The following is a 26,584-nucleotide window of genomic DNA, read 5'->3' as shown; positions in this document are numbered from 1 at the left end:
CCGTCCGGCTCCCGCCCCGGCCGCCCACGCCCCACTGGCTCCCGCCCAGCAGGCACCCACCGCCCCCTCCGCTAGTCGGGTCGCCGCGACCCCCACCCCAAACTCCCGTCGATCTTGCACTTTCTGTCCCGACAATCTCTACATAACGGGACAAGCCAGCAACCGAAACTGCAAGATCGCGGGGAGCGGAGGGGTGCGCGGGGGTGCGCGGGGGTGCGGGGGCTAGTCGGTTAGGGGGAGGTCGGCGGAGTGGTACTGGCGGGCGTTGTCGGTTATCGCCGCGTGGGTGTGGCCGTCCAGGCGGGCCAGCCAGTTGAGGCCGGGGGTGCCCATGGCGAGGGCGGCGGTGGCGTACGCGTCGGCCACCCCGAGATCGGTGCCGACCACAGTCACCGAGCGCAGCCCACTGGCCGGTGTGCCCCGGCGCGGGTCCAGCACGTGCCGGCCCCGCTCGTACACGCCGGATGTCGCCACGGCCAGGTCGGTCCCGCTGAGCACCAGGCAGGCCGCCATCGCGTCCCACGGGTGCCGGATGCCGATACGCCACGGCTCCCCGGACGGTGACAGGCCCCGCACCCGTACGTCGCCGCCGGCGTTCACGCAGTGGTTGACGGCCCCGGCCGCGACGAGGCGGTCCGAGGCGACCTGAGCGGCCCAGCCCTTGACGTAGCCGGACGGGTCGAGCCGACCGGTGGCGTACGCGTCGAAGAACCCGTCGGTGGCACCCCACAGGTCGGCGCAGGTCTCCAGCACGTACCGCAGGTCCGCTGACGCCTCGGAGAGCAGCACCTCGCCCCTGTCGAAGCGGCACACCTCGCTGTCCGGCTTGTAGGTGCTGAACCGCGTGTCCACCTCGTGCATCCAGGCGAAGACCTCGTCCGCCAGCTCGCGCGCTGTCGCCGGTGGCAGATCGTCGGCGAGGTCCAGGGTGATCGTCGTACCCATGATCTGTTCGACCCGGCACAGCCCGGGTCGGGTCAGCGTGGCCCGCACGTCAGAATGCCTTCTCGATGGCGGACCGCAGGGACTTCTTGTAGGCGTCGCTGGTGGCTGTGGCACCGGAGACGGTGTTGAGGTTGGCGCTCTGCTTCTGCACCACCTCGGCGCCGCTGCCGTCGTAGGCGGTACGGACGTCGCCGCTGTGGATGTCGGATTCACCCCCGCTGGGCAGCGACAGCGCGACGGCGTCGACGATCCGGTTGCCGGAGACCACGATCTGCACCGTCACGAACCCGTACTTCTGGCTGCTGTCAACCGCGTCGAAGCCGGTTCCGGTGACCCGGCGGGTGGTCGACTGGGGTGCCTTGGTGGTGGTCCGCGGCGCGCTGGGGGCCTTCGTCGTCTTGGTGCCCGACGGGCGGGCGGTGGTCTTGCCGGGCTTGGGCGACGTCGACGGCTTGGCGCTTTCCGATGACGTCGGCGTGCCGCCGGCCGGGTCGGTGCCCGGCGCACCCGCGGCGGCGCCGGGGTCGGTGCCCGGCCCGGAGGGGTTGACCGGCTGCGCGGTAGGCAGGTTCTGGGCGACCTGGCTGGTGCCTGGCGAGCCCTTGAACACCACGAGCGCGGTGGTGCTGGCGGCCAGGCCGGTGATCGCGAGGAGCGCGCGACGCATGGGGATGCCCTTCCTACAGCTCGAACGTGGCCAGATGGATCTGCCGTCGGGGCACGCCGGCCCGCCGCAGCGCCCGCACCGACTGTTCCACCAAACCGGGTGGCCCGCACAGGTAGACGTCGCGGCGGGCCACGTCGGGCACCAGTTGCCGCAGCCCGTCGGGGCTCATCAACTGGCGGGGGCCGGGGTCGTCGCGGGAGCCGATGACGTACCAGACGGAGGTGTGGCGTTCCTGGGCCAGCCAGTCCAACTCGCGGCTGAGCAGCACGTCGGCCGGTGTGCGGGCGCGGTAGATCAGCGCCGCGCCCGGCGGCAGCTCCTCCAGCATGGCCCGGATCGGCGTGATGCCGCTGCCACCGGCGATCAGCAGCGCCCGCTCGCCAAGCCGGTGCGCGGCGGTGAAGGTGCCCGACGGGCCTTCGGCCCAGACCCGGGTGCCCGGTTCCAGGTCGCGCAGGTCGGCGGTGTGGGTACCGACCACCTTGACGGTGACCCGCAGCCAGCGGCCGTTGGCGGCGGCGGAGACGGAGAACGGGTGCGACTGCCACCAGCAGCCCCGGGTGAGGAACCGCCAGCGGAAGTGTTGGCCGCCGAGCATCGCCAGCCGGCCGAGCCGCTCCCCGGTGAGGTAGATGGAGATGGTGTCGGGGCTCTCGGCGACCACGTCGGCGACCCGCAGCTTGTATCGCAGGTTGAACGCCAGCGGCGCGATCACGCGGCCCCAGAGCAGGGCGGCGACCACCAGCACGTAGAGCGCGATCCAGCCGGTGCGCACCGGGCCGGGCCGGTACAGCTGCGCGCCGTGGGTGAACTGGTGGCCGAAGCCGAGCAGCAGGACCAGGTAGCTGGACAGGTGCAGCAGGTGCCACATCTCGTAGGGCAGCGCCCGCCGGATGGTGCGAATGCTGCTGAAGCCGACAAGCATCATGATGCCGGCCGCGACGAACGCCGAGACCATGTCCTCGTAGTCGCCGAGCAACGTGCCGACCTCGGCGAGGACCGACTGCTTACGCAGGTCGGCGTAGCCGACCAGGATCAGCGACATGTGCGCCAGCACGGCGACCAGCAGTGTGGCGCCGATGTCCCGGTGCCAGCGGGCCATGTGCTCGCCGCCGATCCACCGTTCCAGCACCGGCAGTCGGCTCATCATCAGCACCTGCACCAGCAGCAGGTAGCCGGCGACCAGGCCGGTGATCCGGCCGGCCGAGGTGACGGTGGCCGCGGTGGTCCGCAACGATCCGGCCGGGGTGCCCAGCCACCAGGGCAGCACGCTGGCGAGCAGGCCGACCAGGAGCAGCACGCCCAACAGCCGTCGGCCGCCGGGCCCGCGCCGGTCCGGGATCTGCGGGGGTACGGGCGCAGCCGACCGGCCGCCGTGCCGGGACGATGTCCCGATACGACGGCCGGCGGCGTGGGTGTGCGAATGCGTCACGCGTACAGCTTCATCGGGGCGTACTTCTGGCGGGGGAAGACCTTGTCGACCTCCGCGTTGGTGAGCCCGAACCGGCCCTGCGCCACGGCGCCGTAGACGTTGAACATGTTGTTGTACTCCGGCACGTCGCCGGAGTCCAGCTTGTCCAGACCGTTCCAGGTGCCCAGCAGCGAACCGGCCAGCTTCTTGCCGGACAGCAGGGTGATCACGCCGCCGTGCCCGTGGTCGGTGCCGTTGTTGTTGGAGCCGACCCGACGGCCGAACTCGCTGGACACCATGATCGTCACGTCGGCGGCCTTCGGGCCGAGGTCGGTGAAGAAGGCGGCCATCGCGCTGGCCAGCTCGTTGAGCCGGCGGTGCAGTTGGCCACCCTCGCGGGTGCCCTGGTTCTCGTGGGTGTCGTAGCCGCCCATGCCGACAGTGGCGACCCGGACGTTGGCGCCGCCCTTGATCAACTGGGCGAGTTGCTGGAACGCGTTGCCGACGCCCTCGTACTTGACGCCCTCGGCGGGCTGGTACGGCTTGGCGGCGAGCTTCTGGGCGGTGGCCAGCGCGCCCATGCCCTCCTGCACGGCTTCCTCGACCGGGTGGTTGATCCCGGTGAAGAGGCCCTTGATGGCCTTCTCGGTGGCGGCCCGGAACCGCTCGTCACCGTTGAGCCGCAGCGAGCCGACGTTGTTCAGCGACAGCGCGCCGTTGTTGCCGACCAGCGAACGCGGCAGGGTGCTGCCGATGCCGACGCTGCGGAACGCGGTGCCCTTGCCCAGGTTGTCGACCAGACCGTCGAGCCAACCCCGGCCGCCGGTCTCGTTGGGCAGCCCGCCCAGGTTGCAGGCGTCGGCGGCCTGGAAGTGGCTGCGGGACAGCCGCTCGTCGGAGACCGCCGGGATGAAGCCGAGCTGACCGGCCGTGAGCCACTTCTCCAGCGGCTTGAACGCGCTGGTCAGCTTGAAGCCGCGGCCCAGGGCCAGCGAGTCGTTGCCGAGCAGCAGGTCGGGCCGGGCCTTGTTGAGCACCGCGTCGTTGTCCGGCGCGATCAGGCTCAGGCCGTCCAGCCCGCCATAGAGGAAGACGTGGATCAGGGTGCCGGTCTTGGTCGCCGCGAACGATGCCGAGGTGGTGACGAACTGGGCGGTGGCCAGCGCGGTGGCGGTGGCCGCGGCACCGGCGACGAAGGTCCGCCGGGTCACGCCGCGACCGTCCTGCTGAGCCTCCTCCAGGTCCTCCAGGGTGCGGTACCTGTCGAACTCGGCGGCGTTCTCGGCGGCGACGATGTCCGCCTCGGCGCGCAGCAACGCCTCGGCCGGGTTGTCGGCCAGCCGTCGCACGTCGGGGCATTCGGGGTGCAGGGGGAAAGAGTTGTACACAGTCTTCTCCATCGGGTGCCTCACCGGAGGTGGTGCTGGGGGGAAGCGAGGATCGCCCGCGCGACGGCGGTGATGGCCCCGTTGAACGTGGCGTCGACCTTGGTGGTCGCCGCCACACCGGCCACGCCGAGGATGAGGTTCTTCTCCCGCGTGCTCAACTTCTGGCCCACGAGCCGCAGGGAGAGCGCGTCCACGAACGCCCCGGCCGTCGCCGGTGGCTTGGCGACCAGCTTCTCCGGCGCCGTGTACGTGAAGGTGGTGCGGTAGCCGGCGAGGATCTCGCCCGCCTCGTTCCAGCCGTTGACCATCGTGCCGGCCGAGGTCCACGCGACGTAGACGTCCGGGTAGCCGTCCGGGGTCGGATGACCCATCGGGGACTGGCCCAGCTCGCGCATCTTGTCGTGGATCTGGCGCAGCCCCCGGGCGTACGCGGTGCGCTTGCTGTCGCCGTTGTTGTGCTTCGGCGACGCCTCCGGCGAGACACCCAGGGTGCGGTACGTGGCGACCAGGTACTCCATCGGCCGGCGCACCTTCTGACCCACACCGGCCCAGAACTCCGACGAGCAGAACAGCGTCATCAGGACCGGCTTGATCATGCCCTTGTTCGTGGTGTACGTCTTCGCCAGCCGGTCCACGAGGGACTTCGGCGGGGTGTCCGAGACGAACCGGGTGGCCAGGCTCTGCGCCACGTACTTCGCTGTCGACGGGTGCGTCGCGATGTAGGTGATGTACGCGTCGATCGCCGCTTCGGCCTTCTTCGGGTCGGCCGAGTTGTTCGCGTGGGTGAAGCCGAGGATCTTCACCTTGCCGACGTAGTGCTGCTCGGGGCGGAAGACGTACTTGCCCTTGTCGTCGACACCGCGGCCGGTCTGCAACATGGCGGCCTGCCGGACGTCGGGCTCCTTGTAACCGCCGTCGACGCCGACCGAGTAGAGCTCGAGGTTCTCCCGGGCGAGGTTCTCGTTGATCGCGTCCTTACGGGAGTCCTTCTGGTTCAGGTAGATCAGCAGCGCCGGGTGCTTGTTCGCGGCGACCAGCATCTCCGGGTAGCTGCCCAGCGCGTGCTTGCGCACGACGTCCTGGTCGAACGAGTTGCGGTACACCTCGCCGCCGTCGAAGTCCGCGGCGACGTGCAGGAAGTCGTTCCAGAAGTCGACCATCACCTCGAACAGCTGGCGCTTGGACCAGATCTGCCGGGCGATGGTGGCGTCGACCATCTCCCGCTCCGGGTGGGCGTCCTGCTCGTTGAGCTTGTCCCGCTGGTCGCGCAACTGCTGCACGGAGAGCTTCTGGGTCGGCAGCTCGGCGAGCTTCAGCTCACCCTTGCTCGGCTCCAACTTCTCCGGGTCCAGCTGGGCGCGGATCCAGGCGTCCATGCCCTCGCGCTTGATGTCGGCGACCACAGCGGGCGTCACGCCGAAGGTGGTGCGCCGGGCCAGGTGCAGGATCGGGTCCTTGGCCAGCACCGTCTTCACTGTCACCTTGGTCGCCGCAGCGGCAGCGGCCGGGCCGGAGAAGGTCCGCCCACCGGCCGGCGCGTTCTTCTTCAGCGCCTCGCCGGCCCGGGAACCCATGTAGCTTTCGTTCTGCTCGGTGTAGGTACGCACGGTGCTGGGCTGCTGGCCGCTGGGCCGCGCCGCGGTGCCGTCGGTCACCGTGCTGCCGGTCGCGTCGCCGGCCGCCGCTTCGTCGCCGAAGAGGCCACGGATCTGCGGGGTCATGGCGAGCGCCGCGCCACCGGCGACGACGGCGGCGGTGCCGCCGAGGGCCACCATCGCCTTCCGTCGGCCGACCTTGCGACCCGGCTCGTTGTCATCGTCGAGGGTGGGCAGTCCGGTGCCGGCCGGTCGTGCCGGAGCCGGACGGCCAAGGCCCTCCGGGCCGACCCACTGCGGACCGCGCGGGGCGGGCGCGGGCTGCCCGGCGTACTGCTCACGCGGGTCGGCCTGCGCGGCGTAGCCGCCCTGGTAGGGGTGGGGCGAGTCGTAGCCGTAGGGCGCTGGCGTGTGGGGGTCGCCGTAGCCGTCAGCGTTGGGGTGCTGATGTCCGTCCCAACCGCGGTCGTCCCGCGGTCGACGTGGTGGCACATTCTGGTCGGCCATGTACCAATCCCGATTTCTGATGAGCGCCGGAAGCTGCTACCGGGCAGGTGCGGCAGGTGCGGCGACTGTTGCCTGAGGGGGTTGCTACGGCAAGGTAACCAAGGCCCCAGGGGCCTTCAAGGTGGCCGGAACCCACTCGTGAGGGCACTTAAGACAGCGCTCAGCGCGACCTCGGTGGTGGGCGGTGGGGTGCGCCTGCCCGCAGACCTTCCCAGCAGGGCGTACGCGCGGCAGCCGAGCACGGATCGGACCACGCCGCCGTACGCGACAGTTTCGGCGTCGTTCACCACCAAAGGCAAACTTAAGGTTCAGGTAAGCCGGACATGAAGCGCGCTCGCGTGGAGGAAAAGTAGCAGCAGCGGGTGAGCGTGAGCCGCCACCGCAGCGGGTATGCCGCCGAACCGCTGAACGCGTGAGGGGAAGGCAGCGCCATGCTCAGCAAAGAGGATCAGCGCAGATTCGACCAGATCACCCGTCAGCTCCGGGAAAGTGACCCGGCCTTCTTCAACCGGCTTGACCACCGGGCCCGAGCCCGCAGGGGCCGCTACCTGATGTTGTTGACCATCGTGCTGTGGGCGTCGCTGCCGGCGATAGCCGTGTTCGCCGGTCGACTCACCGGCGCGATCTGCGCGGTGGTGCTGGTGGCCAACGCCGCGATCATGTGGCGGTTCCGCCGCCGCTGGACGTGACTGTTCAACAGCTCAACGGGACGGCTCAACCGGTGGACGTGACAGCTCACCTGTCGGCCGGACCGAACGCCCGGTACGCGCGGCGCAACCGTTCGAGCAGTCCCGGCCCACCGATGGCCGGGGCCGGTGCTCCGAGCTGGCGCAGCAGCAGGTCGGTGCCGGTCACCAGTCGGGGCGGCCGATCCGGCAGCGGCACCGGCGGCGACCAGAAGCGGTCCGCCGCCTCCGCCAGCGGCGTAGCCGACAGCCCGGCGAGCGCCCGAGCGGCACCGACCGGCGCCACCGTGTCCACCGTCGACACCTCGCCGTCCGGTTCGGACGGTGAGTCGACCGGCGGGGGCGGTGGGGTGGCACCGGTGGTCGCGGCCCGCCGGGCGCGGAGTTCGTCGAGCAACTCCGCCCGGGACCGACCGCGCCAGTGCAGCAGCTCGAACGGGTCCGCGTCGAACGCCTCGGCCAGCAGGTAGAACGTCGCCGCGAGGTGCTTGCACGGCACCGCGAAGTCGGGGCAGTTGCAGCGCTGGGTCAACTCGTCCACGGCCGCCGGGAAGAGCGGCGCGCCGGCGGCGGCGAACAGCTCCTCCAACTCCTCGGGAAGGTCCCCGGCGAGCAGCCGGGCGCTGAAGAACGCCTGCCCGGCCAGCTCGTCCTCGATGCGGGACCAGAGCGCAGCCGGGAACGGCTTCAGCGCGATCGACACCTGGTACGGCTGCGGTCGGGAGCCCTGCACCACCGCGCTGACCCGCCCGGGTGTGATGTCGAGCGTGAGCACCTGACCGGCCCGCGCGTACGACCGGCCCCGGGTCAGCCGGGTGCCGAGCGCGAACGACTCCAGCACCTCCAGGAAACGCCGCGACCACCAGGACCTGCCGATCGCGCCCCGGGCACTGCGTGCCCGCAGACCCCCGTCGACCCGACGCGGGCGCCCGTAGTCGGCGAACCGGTCGGTGCTCACGTCGACGCTCCGCTCATGTCGGCGCTTCGCTCGCTCACTCGACCACCGCGCCGGCTTCCAGGGCGAACAGGTCCCGCAACTGGCCGGTGGACAACTCGGTGATCCACTGCTCGCCGGTGCCGACCACCCGTTGTGCGAGGCTGCGCTTGTCGGCGATCATCGCGGCCACCTTCTCCTCGACAGTGCCGGCGCACACGAACTTGCGCACCTGCACCCGTCGGCGCTGCCCGATCCGGAACGCCCGGTCGGTGGCCTGGTCCTCGACCGCCGGGTTCCACCACCGGTCCACATGCACCACGTGGTTCGCGGCGGTCAGGGTCAGCCCGGTGCCACCGGCCTTGAGGGAGAGGACGAACAGCGGCGGACCCTCCGCCGACTGGAAACGCTGCACCAGGGCGTCCCGCTCGGCCTTGCCGAGGCCACCGTGCAGGAACAGCACCTCCCGGCCGAACCGCGCCGACAGGTGACCCCGCAACATCGCACCGAACTCGGCGTACTGGGTGAAGAGCAGTGCCCGCTCCCCCGCCGCCAGCACCTCCTCCAGGATCTCGGTGAGCCGAGCCAGCTTGCCGGAGCGGCCCTCCAGCGGTGAGCCGTCGCGCAGCAACTGGGCGGGGTGGTTGCAGACCTGCTTGAGGCGGGTCATGGTGGCCAACACCAGGCCGCGTCGTTCGATGCCGTCGCTGGTCTCGATCCGGGCGAGCATGTCGTCGACCACCACCCGGTACAGCGCTGCCTGCTCGGCGGTGAGGTTGCAGAGCACCTCCATCTCCAGCTTCTCCGGCAGGTCGGAGATGATCGACGAGTCGGTCTTGAGCCGGCGCAACACGAACGGGCCGGTGATCCGGCGGAGCCGCTCGGCGGCCTCGGCGTCGCCGTGCCGCTCGATCGGCTCGGCGAACCGTTTGCGGAACGTCGCGGCCGGCCCAAGCAGACCCGGGTTGGCGAACTGCATGATCGACCAGAGGTCGGCGAGGCGGTTCTCCACCGGCGTACCGGTCACCGCCACCCGCTGCCGGGCGGGCAGCGCGCGAACCGCCTCGGCCTGCCGGGTCGACGCATTCTTGATCGCCTGCGCCTCGTCCACCACCACCCGGTGCCAGTCGATGCCGGCCAGGTCAGCGGCGTCGCGGGCGGCCACCGAGTAGGTGGTCAGGACCAGGTCCGCGCCGTGCGCGGCCGCTGTGAACTCCGCCCCCCGCGCCCGCTCAGCACCATGGTGTACGTGTACCCGCAGCTCCGGGGTGAAGCGTGCCGCCTCCCGCTGCCAGTTGCCGACCAGCGACATCGGACAGACAAGCAGGGTCGGCCCGACCTCCGGTGGGTCCCCGGCGAGCAGCGCGAGCAGTTGCACAGTCTTGCCCAGCCCCATGTCGTCGGCGAGCACACCGCCCAGGCCGAGTGAGCGCAGGAAGGCAAGCCAGGCCAGCCCTCGCTGCTGGTACGGCCGCAGCGTCCCCCTAAAGCCCGGTGGCGGGTCCAGCGGAGTGAGCCGCCGCTCGACCGCGCCAGCGAGCAGGTCGCCCAGCGCCCCGTCGGCGGTCACCTCCAGCACCGGCAGCTCACCGGTGGCCTCGCCGTCGGCCAGCCCGAGGCGGAGCAGGTCGGCGACTGTCAGCTCGCCCGCTGAGCGGAGCAGGCGCAGCCCGGCCGCGAGCCGCCCCGGGTCCAGCTCCACCCACCGGCCGCGGAGCCGTACCAGCGGGATCTTCGTCTCGGCCAGCGCCGCCAACTCCTCCGCGGAGAGCGGCTGGTCTCCGAGCGCGATCTCCCAGCGGTAGTCGACCAGGGCGTCCAGACCGACACCGGCATCGGCGCCACCCACGGTGCCCGGCGCGGTGCGGCTGCGCGCTCGCAACCGGGCGCCCAGTCGCGCCGACGGACGCTGCCACCAGGACGGCAGTAGCACCCCGAAACCCGCCGCGTGCAGCACCGGAGCGCCCGCACTGAGGAACCGGTGCGCCCCCTCGACGTCGAGTTCCATCGCCTCCGGGGCGGCGGTACGCAGCGCGGCGTCCAGGTCCGGCCAGAGCCGACTGGCCCGGCCCAGCTCGGCGAGGAGTGTCTCCTGTGGGCTGGTCGTCCGACCAACCAGGCCGCCGAGGGTCTGCGGCGCTCGCCAGATGTCCCCGGCGTCGACGTGCAGGCCAGGCTCGTCCGCGGCCTGCAACCCGAACTCCAACCGCCAGCGCCCGGCACCAAGCGGCCCGGCTAACACCGGCGCGCTGTCGGCGGGCACCGGCACCGGCGCGCTGCCGGCGGGCACCGCTCGGGTGGCCAGGATCGGTTCGGTGACCTCGTCGGGGGCTGGTTCCACAAGGCGGAAACTGGCCCGTACCGGGCCACCGGCGGCGTCGCGCTGCCAGGCGTCCAGTTCGGTGGAGAGGGTGGCCAGCCCGGCCGGGTCGATGGTGAAGTCCCGCTGTGGGCCGGCGAGCGCAGCCAGCCAGGCCGGCGCCGGACCACCCGGGCGCAGCCCCCGGGCCAGCGTGGTGGTCGCCAGCGCAGCCCGCGCGGCGGCATCTGTCAACGCGTCCAGCGCGTCCGCGACCAGCACGGCAGCGGTCAGCTCGGCAGCGGTCAGCTCGGCAGCGGTCAGCTCGGCAGCGGACGGCAGGACGGCGGCGCGGGCGGCCGGTGGCAGGGCCAGCGCCAGCGAGCGCGCCCAGGCCGCGTCGGTCCCGGTCAGCAGCGGACGCCAGACCGCCTGCGCCGGCACCTGCCCGGCGCCGCCCGACGCCGTCTTCCTGCCAGCGCCGGGCATCTGGTCGACCGTCGTCGCGCCAGCAACGCGCGTCTGGTCGACCATCGTCGTCTGCACGCCGGGGAGGACGCGGCCACGGGTCACCAGGTCGGCGGCGAAGTCGGCCAGCTCGGCGAGGTGCCGCACTGTGGCTCCGGCCACCGCCGGGACGTCGTCCAGGGCTCGCAGCAGCGACAGCGCGTCGTCCGGGGCGTACACCAATGTGGGGACCCGCCACCCGGCCAGCGTGAGCCGGCCGCGGGCCGCAGGTGCGACGGTGGTCCGGATCAGCTCGGGTGAGTCGGTCGGCGCGCCCGCCAGGGTGGGCAGGGTGAGGAGCGCGGTGTCCGGCCGGCTCGGCTCGGCGGCGTCGGCGATGACGGCGGCCAGGTCGCTGTGCCCGGCGGCGAAGGGATGTGGGCGTTCCCGGGCCGGCCGGCCCGAACGCGCAGCGGGGATCGGCGCGGCGCTGTCCTCGGCCCAGATGGCGAGGCCGCCGGTCGAGCTGCCGCCGGGCAACCACAGCCCGTGGATGACCAGCACCCGCTCCCCCTACTCGCCGCCCGCCCCCAGAATAGGCGGCCCGCCCGACCAGGCGTCCGCACCCACCGGCCCACCTGCGCGATCTTGCGCTTTGTGTCGCCGTTCTGCGACCAGTGCACCTTTTGTCGCAACCGAAAGCGCAAGATCGCGGGGAGCTGGAGGTGGGAGCTGCGGATCGGCAACACCGGTGCCGGGGTGGCGTTGGCCGCCCGGGCGCTCGGCCTGCGCGTACTGGTGGTCGACACCCTCGGTGCCGATCCGGCCGGTGAGCTGGTCCGGGCGGCGTTGACCCGGGCCGAGGCGCACCCCGCTCAGCAGAACCAGGTCGGCGACCTGCGCGAACGGCGGTTGGGCGACCGGGCCGCATCGCTCGCCGGCACGCTGGCGCCCCGGTCGGTGGTGGTGACCCGCGGCGCGGGTTGCCGCTGCGGCCTGTACGCACGACGGGATGGAGTACCCGTCGGGCCTGTTGCCCACCGGTTGACGGCCGACGGCGTGCGACGACCCGGGGCTCAGAGCGCGCCGGCCTCGCCGTCGGTCAGCTCGCGCAGGATGTCGGCGTGGCCCGCGTGCCGGGCGGTCTCTTCGATCATGTGCACCAGAATCCAGCGCAGCGACACCTCACCGAGCTGTGGGTGCGGCACCACGTGGTCGAGGTCGATGCTCGCGGCGGCCGCCCGCGAGCGGGCGCAGGCCCGCTCGTACGCCTCGGTGAGCCCGACGATGCTTTCCTGGTCGCTCAGCGTGAAGCTGGCGACCGCGTCCTCCTCGGAGGTCAGGTAGACGTCGCCGGGCTCGGGGGCCAACAGGGTCGGGAACCAGTTCCGCTCGACCATTGTCAGGTGCTTGACCAGCCCGGCGAGCGTGGTAGCCGACGGCACCAGCCGGCGTCGGGCGTCGGCGTCGGAGAGACCGCGCAGTTTGCGCAGCAGCACGGCCCTGTGGAAGTCGAGGAACGAGGTCAGGACGGCGCGTTCGTCGCCGGTGCGGGCGAGCACCGGACCGAGCGTGGGATCGATCGTCTGCTCCATCCGCCGACCCTAGCCACGGGCCGGGCGCCCCGCTGCCCCGCTATCCGCTGCGGGCGGGCGCTGGGCCGGGCAGGATGGGCGCATGGCTTCATCCGTGCAGATCCTTCTCGTCGGCGGCACGGCGGACGGGCAGACCATCACCGTCGAACTGGACAGCAACGGCCGTCCGCCGCTGACCCACCATCACCTCGGCTCCGGTGGGCTGGCCGACGCGCAGATCTACGAGTTGGAGACCGCCCGCGAGGAGGCCCGCGAGTGGCGCTACAGGTGGACCGGCCCGGCGGTGTGACCGCCCGCTCAGACCCGGGTGAGGGTCTGGCTTCGCAGGCTCTCCAACACGCCGCGGGTGACCTCCGAGGTGCCCCGGGCCTGATCGCACACCTCCGCCACCCGTCGTGCCGTGGCCTCGGCGCGTTGCTCCCGCTCGTCCCAGAGCCGGTCGACCTCGGCCAGCAGCGGCCCTTCGACCTCGCGCTCCACGCCGCGTAGCGCCGGCACGCCGAGTCGTTGGGCCAGGTCGAAGACCTTGCCGGCGTACGGCAGGGGCAGGAACGGCGTACCGACCATCGCCGCGAAGATCAGGAAGTGCAGGCGCATGCCGACGGCCAGGTCGAAGTGCCGCATCAGCCCCAGCACCTGCTGCGGAGAGTAGGTGCCGTGCAGGATTCGACCTCGCTCGGCGGCGACCATGTGCGACAGCACCCCGTGGGAGTGCCGGATGTCGTCGCGCTCCATCGGCACGAACAGCACGTACGCGTCGATCCGGTGCACCAGGAAGTCACCGATCTGGGCCAGCAGCCGGTGGTAGCCGTCCACGTCGAGGCGTTCGGCGGCCCGGCCCGGCTCCCGCACGCTGATCCCGACGAGGCGCTTGCCGACCGGCACACCCTCCTCGGCCAGCAGGTGGGCCGGGAACTCCTCAGGTTGCAAAAGGAACGCCGGGTCCGCGGTGACAGTGATCGGGTTGAGCAGGCCAGCCTCCTCCAGCACCATCCGGGACTCCTGGTCCCGGACCGTCACCTGGGTCGCGCTGGAGAGCGTCTCCCGGACCATCCCGGTGTCGACGCCGTCGCTGAGCGGCCCGACCCCCACCGCGTACGTGATCAGCGGCAGGCCACGTTCCTGGGCCACCCGGACCACCCGTAGGTAACGGCGGGCCTCCCTGTCGTACAGGATGCCGCCGCCGCCCAGGATGAGCAGGTCGAGCTGGGCCAGGACCAGTGCCGAGTCGGTGCGGCTGACGCCCTCCCAGGGCACCGCTTCGACATCCGGGTGTGCGGCCCGGGTGTGCTCCGGGTTCCGAGAGAAGACGATGATCCGGGCGTTCGGTTCCTGTGTACGCAGATCGGTGAGCAGGCCGGTGAGGATCGCCTCGTCACCGAGGTTTCGCCCACCGTACGAGCCGAGCACACCGATGGTCAGTCCGGCGCCGTGCGTCATCCGTCGCTCCTCCCCAGGTGCGGTCCGCGCCGGTTTCCCGCTGGGCAGGTGAACAGTCCTGCCGAAGGGACCAGTCCCTGGGCCGCCGCCGGCTCAGCTCCCCGCGGTGAGGCGCTTCGCCATCTGCTGCGAGGTGACCTCGAAGCCCAGACTGCGGTAGAGGCCGATCGCCACGGCGTTCGTACCGAAGACGTTCAAGCCCAGCTCGGGCACGCCGAGTTGGGCGAGTTCGGCCTCGATGAGCTGGATCATCCGTCGCGCGTGCCCGCGTCCTCGGTGCTCCTCGTGCACCTCGATGTTGTGGATCCAGGCCTGGTCCGGGGCGGCGGCCGTCGGCAGTGTCACCCAGATCCAGCCGACCTCGGTGTCGCCGACCCGGCCCACCCGCAGCAGAGCCCCCTCGGTGGCCGCGCCCGCGGGCAGCGACTCCCGGATCTGGGTGACGGACCGATCGAGGGCCGCCTCCGGGGTCATCCCCCGGTGCGCCACCAGATCATCGGCGTACCCCTGTTCCAGTGATCCGAGCAGGCGGGCCAACTCCTGTGCCGTCATCGGCGTCAACGTCAACTCCACAGCGTCTCCCCTTCGTCGTCGCGAGCGGGTAGTGCAGCAGAACCGGTCCGGCCACGCCAACTGTTTCCCCCGCCGGGGCGGACGGGACGGCCGGGGGTGCGCGGGCGGGCGACGATGGCAACGTGCGGATCGCCCACGTCAGCGACAGCCACCTCACCAACCCGGAGGGGGTGGCCACCTCGGTCGGCACCACAGTGGCGCTGCTGCGCGCCGCCGGGCACCGGGTCGTGCTGCACTGCCCCGGCCCACTGTCCCGGTGTCGCCGCCGACCGGGCGAGGTGCCCTCGCTGTCGGTACCGACCCGGCCGTACCGGTTGGCGCTGCCCCGGCCGCCCAGCGCACCGGTCGACGTGGTGCACGTGCACACCACCGGCCCGCTCGGCGTCGCCGGCCTGCGGTGGGCCGCCACCCGGGGCGTACCGACAGTGCTGACCTGGCACACCGACCTCGTCGCGTACGCCGCGCACTACCCGGAGATCCCGATCGGGGCCGCGTACGCCGGCCTACGGCTGGGCCTGCGCTGGCGGGCGGCCGACCTGTGGGCGCTCGCCCACCCCGGGCCGGGTCGACAGGCCCGACTGGCGGCGCTCGGGCGAACTCTCCTGTCCCACACCACTGTTCTGATCGCTCCCTCGGCGAAGACCGCGGCGATGATGACGACGATGGCGGGGCGTACCCCGATCGTGGTCCTGCCGACCCCGGCGGCCGCACCGCGCGTCGACGCCGACGACCGGCGGCGGCTGCGGGCCCGGCTCGGCATCCCGGCGGACGCGCCTGTGCTGCTCGCTGTGGGACGGGCCACGCCGGAGAAGAATCCCGAGCTGCTGCTGGCGGCGTTCGCCCAGGTCCGCCGCGAGCTGCCGGCCGCCCGGCTGGTGCTGCTCGGGGCCCGGCGACACCGGCTCGCGGTCCGCCGGATCGCCCGTCGGTACGGCGTCAGCGGCGCGCTGCACCTGCTCCGTCCGGTGCCACGCCACCGGGTCGGCGCCCACTACCGGGCGGCGGACGTGCTGGCGTTCACCTCCACCACCGACACGCAGGGCCTGGTGCTCGCCGAGGCCGAGGCGTACGGACTGCCGGTGGCCATGGTGGACACTTTGCTCGCCGAGCGACCCGGCACCGGCACCACCCGACCGGTCGCCGAGCCCAGCCCGGCAGCGCTCGGGGCGTTGCTCACCCGGCTGCTGACCGAGCGGGAGTTGCGCGGGGCCGTGATCCGGGACGGCCTGGCGGCGGCGACGGACTGGTCCGCCCAGCGCTACCTGGCCGAGCTGGTCAAGCTGTACGCGTCGCTGCCGCCCGTCGGCCCGTTGGGAGCTGCCATTCCCAAGGCGCGGCGAGGTGACGCGGGGGCCAGGTCGGAACGACCAGTCGACCCGGCGCCGTGAACCGGGCGCCGCTGCTCATCGTGGCGTTCATCGATGTGACGGTGGTAGCGTCCGCCGGTGGCCGACCGGGTCCTGCGGATGAGCACCGCGCTGGTGCTCGCCGTCGGGCTGGTGCTCGCCGGAATCGCCGCCCGCGAGGAGCCCGTCGAGCTGCTCTTCTACTTCACAGTGCAGGTCGACCTGGCCTACCTGGTGGTGTTGCTGGTCGGGTGCGGTGACCGGGTGCGTACCGCGCTCACCGTCTATCTCGTCGGCACCGCAGTGGTCTTCGTCGGCGTACTGGCCAACCCGTGGAGCGGCTACGCCATGGTGGCGACCCCCGAGGCTCGGGGGCTGGTCTCCGACGCCGCCAACCTGCTGCTGCACGCCGTGGTGCCGCCGCTGGCCGCCGCGCAGTGGCTCAACCGCCGACCTCGGGCCGCGCTGCGCCCCGCGTACGCGGTCAGCCTGCTCGGCTACCCGCTGCTGTGGCTGACGGTGACCCTGGTCCGGGGGGCCGTCGGCGGGGCCGAGGGCCGCTACCTCTACCCGTTCCTCGACGTACCCCGACTCGGGTACCCCACGGTCGCCCTCAACGCCCTGCTCTTCGGCGTCACACTGCTGCTGATCGCCCTGGCCGCGGTTCGCCTGACCAGGCAGCGCACCGGTTGACAGTGGTCAGGGTGCCGACGGCGTCGACTCCAGTTGGTGCGCCAGTTGCGCCAGGTCACGTAGACGCAGGTCGCCGTCGAGGCCCTTCAGCGCGGCTGTCATCGCTCCGGCCGCCCGGCCGGCCCGCAGGCCGACCTCGGCGTCCTCGACGACCAGGCACCGCGCCACTGGTACGCCCAGCAGCGCCGCGCCCCGCAGGTAGCCCTCCGGGTCCGGCTTGCCGACGCTGACGTCTTCCACAGTGACGAGCACCGGCGCCTTGATGCCGGCGGCACCGAGCCGGGCCTCGGCGAGCCGTGCGTCGGCGCTGGTCACCACCGCCCAGGGCAACCCCAGCCGGGCCAGCGTGTTCAGCAGCTCGTGCGCCCCGGGCGTGGCGGTCACGTCGGACAGGTCGTCGTACTGCAACGCGAGCTGTCGCGCCGCAGCCACGGCTACCGCGCTGTCGTCGAGCGTGGGCAGCAGCCGGCGGATGGTCCGCTCGGCCGGGCTGCCGTGCGCGATCGCCAGCGCCGCAGCAGGGTCGACGGCGTACTCGGCGGCCCACCGTTCCCAGGCCCGCTCCACTGCGGCGTCGGAGTCGACAAGGGTGCCGTCCATGTCGAACAGCACCGCGCCAATGCCCGCCAGTTCCACCACCCACGCTCCCCGAATCGCTCGCCCCACCCTCCCCCACCTCGCAAGATCCGCGCAACTTCGGTGATCCTGCTGTCTCGTCGCCGGGTGAGGCAGCAGGATCCGTGACGTTGCGCGGATCATGGCGGCCCGCCGGGTCGGCAGGCCGTCGAGGATCGCGGGAATCGGACCTTGAGGTCGGAGCGAGACGTCCGATGGCCGCCAGACGGGAGGGCTGCGCGGACAGATGATCGTTTGCATGACGACGACACTCAACGACAAGGTCGCCTTGGTGACCGGCGGTTCCCGGGGCATCGGAGCCGGCATCGCGCTGCGCCTGGCACAGGACGGGGCCGACGTGGCGCTGACCTACCGGCAGGACGCCGAGCGGGCCGCGATCGTGGTGAAGCAGATCGAGGCGCTGGGCCGCAGAGCGCTGGCGATCCAGGCGGACGGCGCCGACCCGGTCGCCGTGCGGGGCGCGGTCGACCGGGCGGCCGCCGAACTGGGCCGGTTGGACATCCTTGTGAACAACGCCGCGGTGTTCCTGGTCGGCGCCCTGGACGAGCTCGGCTCGGCAGAGATGGAGCAGACGATCGCGGTCAACATCCGGGCACCGTACGTCGCCGCGCGGGCGGCCCTGCGGCACCTGGGCGACGGCGGACGGATCATCAGCATCGGCAGCAACGTCGGTGAACGGGCGGTCTTTCCCGGGCTGACGCTCTACGCGATGAGCAAGACCGCTCTGGTCGGGCTGACCCGGGGTCTGGCCCGTGAACTGGGCCCACGAGCCATCACCGTCAACCTGGTCAACCCCGGGCCGACGGACACCGACGCCAACCCGGCAGACGGCCCGAACGCGGCGGCGATCAGCGGATTCACCGCCGTCGGCCGGTACGCTCGCCCCGCCGACATCGCGGCCACCGTCGCGCACCTGGCCAGCCCCGAGGCCGGCTACGTGACCGGAGCGGTGGTCAACGTCGACGGTGGCTTCACCAGCTGACCCGTCGACCCTCGCCTGACTGCTCGTGCCGGGGCGGGTCCTCGCGGGCGGCTACGTCGTACTGAAAGGTGGGCGCGGCAGGTTTCGAACCTGCGACCCCTCGCTTGTAAGGCGAGTGCTCTCCCACTGAGCTACGCGCCCGGATCGCCCGTGGCGGGCCGGTGGCTGGCAAGCTTACCTGCCCGCCACCGACCCGGGCGCACGGCGTACCCCGGTCAGTTTGTCGCTTCGGCGATGGCCTTGCGCCAGCCCTGCTGGTCGCGGGCCTCGCCCGGGCCGTTCATCTCGGCGAAGCGGGCCACGCCGGTCTTGTCGATGACGAAGGTGCCCCGGTTGGCGAAGCCGGCCACGTCGTTGAAGACCCCGTACGCCTGGGCGACGGCGCCGTGCGGCCAGAAGTCGGCGAGCATCGGGAACTGGTAGCCCTCACGGTCGGCCCAGATCTTGTGGCTGTAGGCCGAGTCGACGCTGACGGTCAGCACCTGGACGTCGTCGTTCACGTACTCGCCGAGGTTGTCGCGCACCTCGCCCAACTCGCCCTGGCAGGTGCCGGTGAAGGCGAGCGGGTAGAAGACCAGCAGCACGGCGCGCCTGCCCCGGAAGTCAGAGAGGCGGACCTCCTGGTTGTTCTGGTCCTTGAGCACGAAGTCGGGTGCTTCGGCACCAACCTCGATGGGCATGCGAACTCCCCTCGCGTCGAGTCGGGTGACGGCGTCAGCCTGCTACCCGGCGGTGGGCGGACCGTCGGGCGAGCGGAGCGGCGCTGGCTACTTCTTGGCCTTGGCCCCTCGACGCAGCACCAGACGGGCGCCGCTCCAGTCCCGGCCGGCGTTGACGGTCGAGGTCTGCTGAAGGCCGGCGGTGGGCGCGGACTCCGCGACCTCACTCGGCTCGACGTGCCCCTCGCGCCCCGCCTTCGGGGTGAGCAGCCACACGACGCCGTTGTCGGCCAGCGGGCCGAGGGCATCGACGAGCAGCTCGAAAAGGTCACCGTCGCCGTCCCGGTACCAGACCAGCACCGCGTCGACCACCTCGTCGGTGTCCTCGTCGACCAGATCTCCACAGCGGTCGGTCAGGGCGTCTCGGAGATCCTGGTCGACGTCGTCGTCGTACCCCATCTCCATGACGACCATCCCCGGTTCGATTCCGAACCGGTCCGCCAGGCTGCGTACCCCGTCGGCGGCCTGACCAGCGGTCGCGCTCACTGTCGCGTGCCTCCTCATCTCGTCCCTGCTCGCGGCGTCGGTGCGACGCCGTCAGGCAAAGTCCACACAGTTGTTGGGCTGCGCGCAAGTGGCGCACCGGGTGGAACGGAATTTACCGTGCCAGCAGCGTACGGGCACCGTCGGTAATGGCTTCAGCGGAGACCAGTACGTGGCGTGCTGCCGGACCTAATGGTACAAACGAGTCAACTCCCGCCACTCGACGTGCGGCGCCCACATATCCGGCGTCGACCAGCGCGGCGATCACGCCCTCGCCGACCCCGCCGGAGCGGCGCGTCTCGTCCACCACCAGCACCCGGCCGGTCGCCGAGGATTCCCTGATGATGTCGGCCACCGGCAGCGGAGCCAGCCAGCGCAGGTCCACCACGCGGGTGCCCACCCCCTCCTCGGCGAGGACGGCAGCGGCCCGCAGCGACATCCGTACCCCGTTACCGAAGGTGATGATGGTGAGGTCGTCCGCCGAGCCGACCCGGTAGACCCGGGCCCGCCCGATCGGCACGTGACCGGCCACCCACCCGCCCGGCTCGGGATAGCCGGCCAACCACTCCCCGTCACCATCCGTGTACAGATCGCGGGTGTGGTAGAGCGCGATCGGTTCCAGGAACACGCAGACGCTGCCGTCCACCGCCGCGCTCGCCAGACAGGTCCGCAGCATGGGCGCGGCATCGTCCGGCCGCGCCGGCACCGCGACCACCAGACCGGGCACATCCCGGAGTACGGCCACCGAGTTGTCGTTGTGGAAGTGCCCGCCGAATCCCTCCTGGTACGCCAGGCCCGCCACCCGCACCACCATCGGGTTGCGGAACGCCCCCTGCGAGAAGAACCGCATGGTGGCCGCCTCACCGCGCAACTGGTCCTCGGCGTTGTGCAGGTACGCCAGGTACTGGATCTCCGGCACCGGCAGCATCCCGGCCAGCCCGGCACCGAGGCCCAGCCCGAGCACCGACGTCTCGTCGAGCAGTGTGTCGAAGACCCGGGCCGCCCCGAACCGGTCGCGCAGCCCCTTCGTCACCCCGTACACGCCGCCCTTGGCGGCCACGTCCTCACCGAAGAGCGCCATCTGCGGGTGGTCGAGCATCCCGTCGGCGAGCGCGGCGTTGATGCTCTGCGCCAGGGTCATCGGCCCGGCCAGCTCCGGCGGCTTCCCGCCGAACGCCTCCGCCCGGGCGCCCGCGCCCGGCCCGCTGGCCCGCGCCGCGGCGTCGGCCACCGCCCGCGCCACCCGCACCGGACGACGTGGGGCCAGCGCCGACACCACGTCGGCAGCGGAGGCCAACTTCGGCTCGCCCAGCACCTCCTCGGCCAGCCGGCGTACCTGCCAGCCGGTCTCGTCGTACCGGGCCAGCAGCTCCTCGCCGGTCGCCACGCCAGCGTCGACAAGTAGCCGCGCGGTGGCGGCCACCGGGTCCCGGTCCAGGTCCTCGGCCAGCTCGGCCGGACTCCGGTACGCCGACTCCGAGTCCGCCCCGGCGTGCCCCATCAGCCGTACGGTGCGCAGGTGCAGCACCGCCGGCCGCCGGTTGCGGCGTACCCAGGCCGCGGCCTCCGCCGCCACCTCGTACGTCCGCACCGGGTCGACTCCGTCAGCGCTGAAGTAGCGGATGCCCGGCTTGGCCCGCAGGGTCGCCTCGACCCAGCCCTCCGGCGAGCGGACGCTGATGCCCAGCCCGTTGTCCTCGCAGACGAAGAGCACCGGAATCCGCAGCCCCGCGTGGTCGTACCAGCCGGCGGTGTTGAAGGCGGCGGTGGCGCTGGCGTGGTTGACCGAGGCGTCGCCGAAGGAACAGACCACTATGGCGTCCGGTGGCCAGGGGGCGTGCGTGGCCCCCGCGCCGCTGCCGACCCGCACCCCGGCCCCGGTACGCCGTCCGGCGCTGTCCAGCCGACGCAGCCGCTCCACTGCCAGTCCCATTCCGACAGCGCGGGGCAGGTGCGAGGCGATGGTCGAGGTCGTCGGCACGATGGCCAGGTCGGCCCGGCCGAACACCTTGTGCCGGCCCCCGGCGATCGGTTCGAGGCTGGACGCGACCATCCCGCGCAGCACGTCCCGGGCCGCTTCGGCGTACGCCGCGAACCCGTTGGCGGCCCCGCTCGGTTCGGTCCCGTCCCGCTCCGACTCGGACACCTGCGGGTCGGCGGTCGGCTCGGGTGCGCGGGTCGATGCGCCGTCGACTGTCGACCCACTGTCGGCGGACCGCTCGGCGCCAACGGCCCGCACTCGGTCGTCGTCCTGGTCCGGGTCGGCGGACGGCTGGGAGTCGGTGACCAGCGTCGGGTCGGCGGCGACCTGGGCGGCGCGCAGGCAGTAGAAGGCGCCCGAGCGGTAGTGCAGCAGCGCCGGATCGGTGGGACGCAGCGCGGCGGCGACAGCGGCGTTGCCCTCGTGCCCGGCCGAGCCGATGGTGTAGAAACCCTCCCCGAAGCTGCGCAACCAGCGGCCGGCCAGATCGAGCTGCCGGCTGGTCACCTGCGCGTCGAACAGGTCAAGCACCTGCGCGCCGGTCAGCGGGGCGTCGTCGGTGACCGGGTCGGCGGGGTCACGCCGCCGCTCGGCGGCAGGCAGCGCCGCCAGCGTCTCCCGGAACCGGTCGTCGAGATCTTGCGGGGTGGTCACGTCGGACAGCATTACCGACGGAAGGCCTGCTCGCCCAGTGGGACACGGCCGGCAGGGGTGCGCTCACTCCGGCCCGAGGGACTCCGGACAGCCGCCGTCGGACACCTTCCAGACCAGGTCACGAAGGGTGCTCAGCTCCTGGTCGCTCAGCCCGGACAGGAGTCGGGAGTCGGACATCACCTCGATCACCCGGGCTCGCACGACGCGGCCCTCCTCGGTCACCACCAGCGTCTTCTGCCGCCGGTCCGTCGAGTCGGTGCGGCGCTCGACCAGCCCGGCCTGCTCCAGCTTGTCGACAAGCACCGTCACGTTCGACCGGTCACAACCCAACTGACCGGCGAGATCCCGGGCCGGCAGCGGGTGGTCCGGGTCCAACTCCCGCAGCGCCCGGGCCGCCGCCGGGGTGAGCCCCAACTCGGCGAACGCGGAACCCTGCCGGTGTCGCAACGCGGCGGTGACGTGCGCCATCCGCCGCACCACATCGACGGCGACACCGGCCCGATCCACCGGACCGCCCACCGCTGAACCCACCTGCCGCGTCACGACCACATCGTACGCAACAGCCCGTCACCGCCAGCTCACCGATCAGGCCAGGACGGGCCACCCCGCGCACCCGCTGCGCCGATCTTGCAGTTTCGGTTGTCCAGATGAGTGGGATGTCCCTTGTGTCGGGACAGTAAGTGCAAGATCGCCGGGAGAGGGGCGGGATTAGGCGGGGAGGAAGGAGAAGCGGACCTGGCGGGTCGGGTTGTCGCCGTTGGTGTCGACGAGGCAGATCGACTGCCAGGTGCCGAGCGCCAGTCGACCGCCGAGCACCGGCAGCGTGGCGTACGGCGGGATGAACGCCGGCAGCACGTGGTCGCGGCCGTGGCCGGGCGAGCCGTGTCGGTGCCGCCAGCGGTCCTCGGTGGGGAGCAGGTCGTCAACGGCGCTGAGCAGGTCGTCGTCGGAACCCGAGCCGGTCTCGATGATCGCCAGGCCGGCGGTGGCGTGCGGCACGAAGACGTGCAGCAGGCCGTCGCCCTCGCCCGAGACGAACTGCTGGGCCTCCGCGGTGATGTCCCGGACCGTCGGCCGGGACCCGGTCTGGACGGTGATCACGTCGCTGCGCATACGTCGCATTCTGCCGCAGGGTGCGGTCAGGAACTGCCGCCACCGCCGCCGGAGTCGCCGCCGCCGGACCAGCCGCCACCGGAGTCGCCGCCGGACCAGCCGCCACCGGAGTCGCCGCTGGACCAGCCCCAGCCGGACCAGCCTCCCCCGGAGTCGCCGCTGCCGCCGGCCGGCTCCGTACCGTCGGAGCTGTCGTGGTCACCGTCGCGCTGACGGCCGACGTGCCCGCTCCCGGCGTCCCCGGCGGGCATCGGGTAGAAGCCGTACCCGGCGCCGTCCGGGTCCGGACGGCGGCGGCGGCGGCCATCCTGGCCGCCCAGACGGGCCGCGCGGATCGCGTCGCGCAGCAGGCCCGCGCCGAGCACTGCCACCAGGGCGCCGAGGGCCACCAGTCCGACCATCGGCAGGTTGCCGGAGGCGAGGGCGACAGCGCCGATGACCAGGCCAACCACCCCGACAACGATCATGCTCGCGGCGACCGCGACACGGCGTCCGTTCATGGCGGTAACGGTAGGACCGGCGGTCAAACCGCTCAGGTTTCCCACGGTCGTCGCGTTAAGTTACCGGCGAGTACCTGTGTTCAGCATCGCGTCGGGGGGACCTAGACGTGACGACGGGTGCCACCAGGGGGCAGGATGGCGCTAGAGACCTATCCCACACACAACCGAGGGAACGCCTGTGGCTACGGAACGCAAGCGCCCGGTGATCAGCGACGGCCTACCGAGCCAGCTTCCGGACATCGACCCTGAAGAGACAAGCGAATGGGTCGAGTCGCTTGACGGTGTCATCGACGAACGCGGGGCCAAACGCGCCCGCTACGTCATGCTGCGCCTGCTGGAGCGGGCCCGTGAGCGCCAGGTCGGGGTTCCGCCCCTGACCACCACCGATTACATCAACACCATCCCGTCGGAGCGCGAGCCCTGGTTCCCGGGTGACGAGCACGTCGAGCGGAGGATCCGGGCATACGTCCGGTGGAACGCCGCCATGCTGGTGCACCGGGCGCAGCGCCCGGAGATCGGCGTCGGCGGGCACATCTCCACCTTCGCCAGCTCGGCCTCGCTCTACGAGGTGGGCTTCAACCACTTCTTCCGGGGCAAGAACCACCCGGGCGGTGGCGACCAGATCTTCTACCAGGGCCACGCCTCCCCCGGCATGTACGCGCGGGCGTTCCTGGAGGGGCGGCTCAGCGAGCACCAGCTCGACGGGTTCCGCCAGGAGCTGTCGCACCCCGGTGGTGGGCTGCCCTCGTACCCGCACCCTCGGCTGATGCCGGACTTCTGGGAGTTCCCCACCGTCTCGATGGGTCTCGGCGGTCTGAACGCGATCTACCAGGCCCGGTTCAACAGGTACCTGCAGCACCGCGGCATCAAGGACACCTCCCAGCAGCACGTCTGGGCGTTCCTCGGCGACGGCGAGATGGACGAGCCGGAGACGCTCGGCGCCATCGGCGTCGCGGCCCGCGAGGAGCTGGACAACCTCACCTTCGTGATCAACTGCAACCTGCAGCGGCTGGACGGCCCGGTCCGGGGCAACGGCAAGGTCATGCAGGAGCTCGAGGCGTTCTTCCGGGGTGCCGGCTGGAACGTGATCAAGGTCGTCTGGGGTCGTGAGTGGGACCCGCTGCTCGCCGCGGACACCGACGGCGCGTTGGTCAACCTGATGAACACGACGACCGACGGCGACTACCAGACCTACAAGGCGGAGTCCGGCGCGTACGTGCGAGAGCACTTCTTCGGCCGTGACGCACGGACCCGCAAGATGGTCGAGCCGCTCAGCGACGACGAGATCTGGAACCTCAAGCGGGGTGGGCACGACTACCGCAAGCTCTACGCGGCCTACAAGGCGGCCACCGAGCACACCGGTCAGCCCACTGTCATCCTGGCGAAGACGATCAAGGGCTGGACCCTCGGCTCGCACTTCGAGGGCCGCAACGCGACCCACCAGATGAAGAAGCTGACGCTGGAGGACCTGAAGACCTTCCGTGACCGGCTCTACCTGGACATCCCGGACTCGGCGCTGGAGGACAACCCCTACCTGCCGCCGTACTACCACCCGGGCGAGAAGTCCGAGGAGCTGGCGTACCTCAAGGAGCGGCGCGAGCAGCTCGGCGGGTACCTGCCGTCCCGGCGGACCAGCACGAAGCGGCTGGCCATCCCCGGGCCGGAGCGGTTCGCCGACATCAAGCGCGGCTCTGGCAAGCAGAAGGTGGCCACCACGCAGGCCTTCGTCCGTCTGCTCAAGGACGTGATGAAGGACAAGGAGTTCGGCAAGCGTTGGGTGCCGATCATCCCGGACGAGGCCCGCACCTTCGGTCTGGACTCGATCTTCCCGACCGCGAAGATCTACTCGCCGCACGGCCAGCGTTACACCTCGGTCGACCGCGAGCTGTTCCTGTCGTACAAGGAGTCGACCTCCGGGCAGATCCTGCACGAGGGGATCAACGAGGCCGGTTCGGTGGCCTCGTTCACCGCTGCCGGTTCGGCGTACGCCACGCACGACGAGCCGATGATCCCGATGTACATCTTCTACTCGATGTTCGGGTTCCAGCGGACCGCCGACGGGTTGTGGGCAGCGGCCGACCAGATGGCCCGGGGCTTCCTGCTCGGCGCCACGGCGGGTCGGACCACGCTCAACGGTGAGGGCCTTCAGCACGAGGACGGGCACTCGCTGCTGATCGCCGCGACCAACCCGGCAGTGGTGGCGTACGACCCGGCGTTCGCGTACGAGATCGCGCACATCCTGGAGCAGGGTCTGCACCGGATGTACGGGGACGCGCAGGAGAACGTCTTCTACTACCTGACTGTCTACAACGAGCCGACCCTCCAGCCGGCCGAGCCGGCCGACGTGGACGTGGAGGGCCTGCTCAAGGGCATCTACCGCTACTCGCCGGCACCGCAGGTCGACGGTCCGAAGGCCAACTTGCTCGCCTCGGGCACCGGGATGCAGTGGGCGCTCAAGGCCCAGCAGCTCCTCGCCCAGGACTGGGGGGTGGGCGCCGACGTCTGGTCGGTGACCTCCTGGACCGAGCTGCGCCGCGACGCGGTGGAGACCGAGGAGTACAACCTCCTCAACCCGGGCGCCGAGGCGAAGGTTCCGTACATCCAGCAGAAGCTGGCCGAGGCGGACGGGCCGAAGATCGCGGTCAGCGACTTCATGCGCGCGGTACCGGATCTGATCGCCCGGTGGGTACCCGGCGACTACACGTCGCTCGGCACCGACGGTTTCGGCATGTCGGACACCCGGCACGCGCTGCGCCGGCACTTCCACGTCGACGCGGAGTCGATCGTGGTGGCCACGCTGCGGCAGCTCGCCCGCAGCGGCGCGGTGGCGACCACGGTGCCGGCCGAGGCCGCCAAGAAGTACGCGATCGACGACGTCAACGCCGCCCCGGTCGGCACCGTGCACCGCCAACGCGGTCAGCGCGAGGGGACGCCGTTCGTGTGCCGCTGTCACCACCGCGTCGGTAGCCGTGGCGTAGTCGGTGGCGTCG

24 protein-coding genes and 1 tRNA gene are annotated in these 26,584 nt (G+C 71.7%); 6 read left to right on the top strand and 19 right to left on the bottom strand.

Annotated features, from left to right (window positions below; genetic code table 11):
• Positions 1–222: 222 nt before the first annotated feature.
• The 6 genes from AB0C20_RS06060 to AB0C20_RS06035 all read right to left on the bottom strand — a co-directional run bounded on the left by AB0C20_RS06060 (position 223) and on the right by AB0C20_RS06035 (position 6,800).
• Entirely contained in the window at positions 223–945 is a 723-nt protein-coding gene (locus tag AB0C20_RS06060) for an FAD:protein FMN transferase (protein ID WP_357567503.1), read from the bottom strand.
• 49 nt (positions 946–994) lie between these two features.
• Positions 995–1,612, bottom strand: coding sequence for an FMN-binding protein (locus tag AB0C20_RS06055; RefSeq protein ID WP_357181189.1), 618 nt, complete (start codon positions 1,610–1,612; stop codon positions 995–997).
• A 13-nt stretch (positions 1,613–1,625) separates the two neighbouring features.
• Positions 1,626–3,044: a ferredoxin reductase family protein gene (locus AB0C20_RS06050; RefSeq protein ID WP_357567479.1), complete on the bottom strand. Its 1,419-nt coding sequence runs from the start codon at positions 3,042–3,044 to the stop codon at positions 1,626–1,628.
• Positions 3,041–4,423: a DUF1501 domain-containing protein gene (locus AB0C20_RS06045; protein ID WP_357181195.1), complete on the bottom strand. Its 1,383-nt coding sequence runs from the start codon at positions 4,421–4,423 to the stop codon at positions 3,041–3,043. The genes AB0C20_RS06050 and AB0C20_RS06045 overlap by 4 nt, the downstream gene beginning before the upstream one ends.
• An 8-nt stretch (positions 4,424–4,431) precedes the next feature.
• A complete protein-coding gene (locus AB0C20_RS06040) occupies positions 4,432–6,513 on the bottom strand; it encodes a DUF1800 family protein (protein WP_357181198.1) in 2,082 nt (693 codons plus the stop codon).
• Positions 6,514–6,629: 116 nt separating this feature from the next.
• On the bottom strand, positions 6,630–6,800 hold the full coding sequence (locus tag AB0C20_RS06035; protein WP_357567478.1) for a hypothetical protein: 171 nt from the start codon (positions 6,798–6,800) through the stop codon (positions 6,630–6,632).
• A gap of 144 nt (positions 6,801–6,944) precedes the next feature.
• On the opposite strand from AB0C20_RS06035, the gene AB0C20_RS06030 reads away from it, so the two are divergent.
• Positions 6,945–7,202 (top strand): DUF3040 domain-containing protein, encoded by a 258-nt coding sequence (locus tag AB0C20_RS06030; protein WP_091409372.1) that lies wholly within the window; start codon positions 6,945–6,947, stop codon positions 7,200–7,202.
• A gap of 46 nt (positions 7,203–7,248) precedes the next feature.
• On the opposite strand, the gene AB0C20_RS06025 is transcribed toward AB0C20_RS06030, so the two are convergent.
• The 3 genes from AB0C20_RS06025 to AB0C20_RS06015 form a co-directional block, all read right to left on the bottom strand.
• Entirely contained in the window at positions 7,249–8,157 is a 909-nt protein-coding gene (locus AB0C20_RS06025) for an SWIM zinc finger family protein (RefSeq protein ID WP_357181201.1), read from the bottom strand.
• A gap of 34 nt (positions 8,158–8,191) precedes the next feature.
• Positions 8,192–11,443, bottom strand: coding sequence for a DEAD/DEAH box helicase (locus tag AB0C20_RS06020; RefSeq protein ID WP_357567477.1), 3,252 nt, complete (start codon positions 11,441–11,443; stop codon positions 8,192–8,194).
• Between the two features lie 512 nt (positions 11,444–11,955).
• On the bottom strand, positions 11,956–12,474 hold the full coding sequence (locus AB0C20_RS06015) for a DinB family protein (protein WP_357181208.1): 519 nt from the start codon (positions 12,472–12,474) through the stop codon (positions 11,956–11,958).
• Between the two features lie 82 nt (positions 12,475–12,556).
• Between AB0C20_RS06015 and AB0C20_RS06010 the strand changes: the two genes are divergently transcribed.
• Positions 12,557–12,763: a hypothetical protein gene (locus AB0C20_RS06010; protein ID WP_030488784.1), complete on the top strand. Its 207-nt coding sequence runs from the start codon at positions 12,557–12,559 to the stop codon at positions 12,761–12,763.
• Between the two features lie 8 nt (positions 12,764–12,771).
• Here the strand turns inward: AB0C20_RS06010 and AB0C20_RS06005 are convergent, their stop codons facing one another.
• Together AB0C20_RS06005 and AB0C20_RS06000 are read right to left on the bottom strand one after the other, a co-directional pair.
• Positions 12,772–13,914 carry a polysaccharide pyruvyl transferase family protein gene (locus tag AB0C20_RS06005; RefSeq protein ID WP_238680330.1) on the bottom strand — a complete coding sequence of 381 codons (1,143 nt, stop codon included), beginning with the start codon at positions 13,912–13,914 and terminating at the stop codon, positions 12,772–12,774.
• A gap of 93 nt (positions 13,915–14,007) precedes the next feature.
• Complete coding sequence (locus AB0C20_RS06000) at positions 14,008–14,487, bottom strand: N-acetyltransferase (protein WP_357181212.1); 480 nt, start codon at positions 14,485–14,487, stop codon at positions 14,008–14,010.
• A 122-nt stretch (positions 14,488–14,609) separates the two neighbouring features.
• On the opposite strand from AB0C20_RS06000, the gene AB0C20_RS05995 reads away from it, so the two are divergent.
• Both AB0C20_RS05995 and AB0C20_RS05990 read left to right on the top strand, forming a co-directional pair.
• Positions 14,610–15,875, top strand: a complete 1,266-nt coding sequence (locus AB0C20_RS05995) for a glycosyltransferase (RefSeq protein WP_357567476.1) — start codon at positions 14,610–14,612, stop codon at positions 15,873–15,875.
• A 57-nt stretch (positions 15,876–15,932) separates the two neighbouring features.
• On the top strand, positions 15,933–16,526 hold the full coding sequence (locus AB0C20_RS05990) for a Pr6Pr family membrane protein (RefSeq protein ID WP_357567475.1): 594 nt from the start codon (positions 15,933–15,935) through the stop codon (positions 16,524–16,526).
• Positions 16,527–16,532: 6 nt separating this feature from the next.
• Here AB0C20_RS05990 and AB0C20_RS05985 read toward each other — a convergent pair whose 3' ends face one another.
• Positions 16,533–17,165 (bottom strand): HAD-IA family hydrolase, encoded by a 633-nt coding sequence (locus AB0C20_RS05985; protein ID WP_357567474.1) that lies wholly within the window; start codon positions 17,163–17,165, stop codon positions 16,533–16,535.
• A gap of 235 nt (positions 17,166–17,400) precedes the next feature.
• Here AB0C20_RS05985 and AB0C20_RS05980 point away from each other — a divergent pair, with 235 nt between their 5' ends.
• Positions 17,401–18,144: an SDR family oxidoreductase gene (locus AB0C20_RS05980; protein ID WP_357567473.1), complete on the top strand. Its 744-nt coding sequence runs from the start codon at positions 17,401–17,403 to the stop codon at positions 18,142–18,144.
• Positions 18,145–18,213: 69 nt separating this feature from the next.
• Here the strand turns inward: AB0C20_RS05980 and AB0C20_RS05975 are convergent.
• From AB0C20_RS05975 to AB0C20_RS05945, 7 genes are all read right to left on the bottom strand, one after another.
• Positions 18,214–18,285 (bottom strand) — tRNA-Val (locus AB0C20_RS05975).
• Between the two features lie 74 nt (positions 18,286–18,359).
• Positions 18,360–18,824 (bottom strand): peroxiredoxin, encoded by a 465-nt coding sequence (locus AB0C20_RS05970; protein ID WP_357567472.1) that lies wholly within the window; start codon positions 18,822–18,824, stop codon positions 18,360–18,362.
• An 87-nt stretch (positions 18,825–18,911) separates the two neighbouring features.
• The gene (locus AB0C20_RS05965) at positions 18,912–19,349 is read right to left on the bottom strand and encodes a DUF3052 domain-containing protein (protein ID WP_030330240.1); all 438 of its coding nucleotides are present in this window, start codon (positions 19,347–19,349) and stop codon (positions 18,912–18,914) included.
• Positions 19,350–19,461: 112 nt separating this feature from the next.
• On the bottom strand, positions 19,462–21,993 hold the full coding sequence (locus tag AB0C20_RS05960; protein ID WP_357567471.1) for a thiamine pyrophosphate-dependent enzyme: 2,532 nt from the start codon (positions 21,991–21,993) through the stop codon (positions 19,462–19,464).
• Positions 21,994–22,044: 51 nt separating this feature from the next.
• Positions 22,045–22,449, bottom strand: coding sequence for a MarR family winged helix-turn-helix transcriptional regulator (locus tag AB0C20_RS05955; RefSeq protein WP_357567502.1), 405 nt, complete (start codon positions 22,447–22,449; stop codon positions 22,045–22,047).
• Between the two features lie 240 nt (positions 22,450–22,689).
• Positions 22,690–23,094 (bottom strand): YjbQ family protein, encoded by a 405-nt coding sequence (locus AB0C20_RS05950; RefSeq protein WP_167457620.1) that lies wholly within the window; start codon positions 23,092–23,094, stop codon positions 22,690–22,692.
• Positions 23,095–23,120: 26 nt separating this feature from the next.
• The gene (locus AB0C20_RS05945; RefSeq protein ID WP_357181227.1) at positions 23,121–23,594 is read right to left on the bottom strand and encodes a hypothetical protein; all 474 of its coding nucleotides are present in this window, start codon (positions 23,592–23,594) and stop codon (positions 23,121–23,123) included.
• Positions 23,595–23,772: 178 nt separating this feature from the next.
• Here AB0C20_RS05945 and aceE point away from each other — a divergent pair.
• Positions 23,773–26,584 (top strand): pyruvate dehydrogenase (acetyl-transferring), homodimeric type (aceE, locus tag AB0C20_RS05940; RefSeq protein ID WP_357567470.1); only part of this gene is annotated, 2,812 nt, incomplete at its 3' end.

The sequence above is a fragment of the Micromonospora sp. NPDC048843 genome (genome assembly GCF_040649965.1).
In the GTDB taxonomy this organism is placed as follows: Bacteria; Actinomycetota; Actinomycetes; order Mycobacteriales; family Micromonosporaceae; genus Micromonospora; species Micromonospora hortensis.
The sequence above is the reverse complement of the archived record's forward strand: the minus strand, read 5'-3'. Positions and strand labels throughout refer to the sequence as shown.

Coding starts and splice junctions, on each gene's coding strand:
- AB0C20_RS06060 (WP_357567503.1), bottom strand. CDS start 945: ATGGGTACGACGATCACCCTGGACCTCGCCGACGATCTGCCACCGGCG.
- AB0C20_RS06055 (WP_357181189.1), bottom strand. CDS start 1,612: ATGCGTCGCGCGCTCCTCGCGATCACCGGCCTGGCCGCCAGCACCACC.
- AB0C20_RS06045 (WP_357181195.1), bottom strand. CDS start 4,423: ATGGAGAAGACTGTGTACAACTCTTTCCCCCTGCACCCCGAATGCCCC.
- AB0C20_RS06040 (WP_357181198.1), bottom strand. CDS start 6,513: ATGGCCGACCAGAATGTGCCACCACGTCGACCGCGGGACGACCGCGGT.
- AB0C20_RS06030 (WP_091409372.1), top strand. CDS start 6,945: ATGCTCAGCAAAGAGGATCAGCGCAGATTCGACCAGATCACCCGTCAG.
- AB0C20_RS06015 (WP_357181208.1), bottom strand. CDS start 12,474: ATGGAGCAGACGATCGATCCCACGCTCGGTCCGGTGCTCGCCCGCACC.
- AB0C20_RS06010 (WP_030488784.1), top strand. CDS start 12,557: ATGGCTTCATCCGTGCAGATCCTTCTCGTCGGCGGCACGGCGGACGGG.
- AB0C20_RS06005 (WP_238680330.1), bottom strand. CDS start 13,914: ATGACGCACGGCGCCGGACTGACCATCGGTGTGCTCGGCTCGTACGGT.
- AB0C20_RS05980 (WP_357567473.1), top strand. CDS start 17,401: ATGACGACGACACTCAACGACAAGGTCGCCTTGGTGACCGGCGGTTCC.
- AB0C20_RS05970 (WP_357567472.1), bottom strand. CDS start 18,824: ATGCCCATCGAGGTTGGTGCCGAAGCACCCGACTTCGTGCTCAAGGAC.
- AB0C20_RS05960 (WP_357567471.1), bottom strand. CDS start 21,993: ATGCTGTCCGACGTGACCACCCCGCAAGATCTCGACGACCGGTTCCGG.
- AB0C20_RS05955 (WP_357567502.1), bottom strand. CDS start 22,449: ATGGCGCACGTCACCGCCGCGTTGCGACACCGGCAGGGTTCCGCGTTC.
- AB0C20_RS05950 (WP_167457620.1), bottom strand. CDS start 23,094: ATGCGCAGCGACGTGATCACCGTCCAGACCGGGTCCCGGCCGACGGTC.
- AB0C20_RS05945 (WP_357181227.1), bottom strand. CDS start 23,594: ATGAACGGACGCCGTGTCGCGGTCGCCGCGAGCATGATCGTTGTCGGG.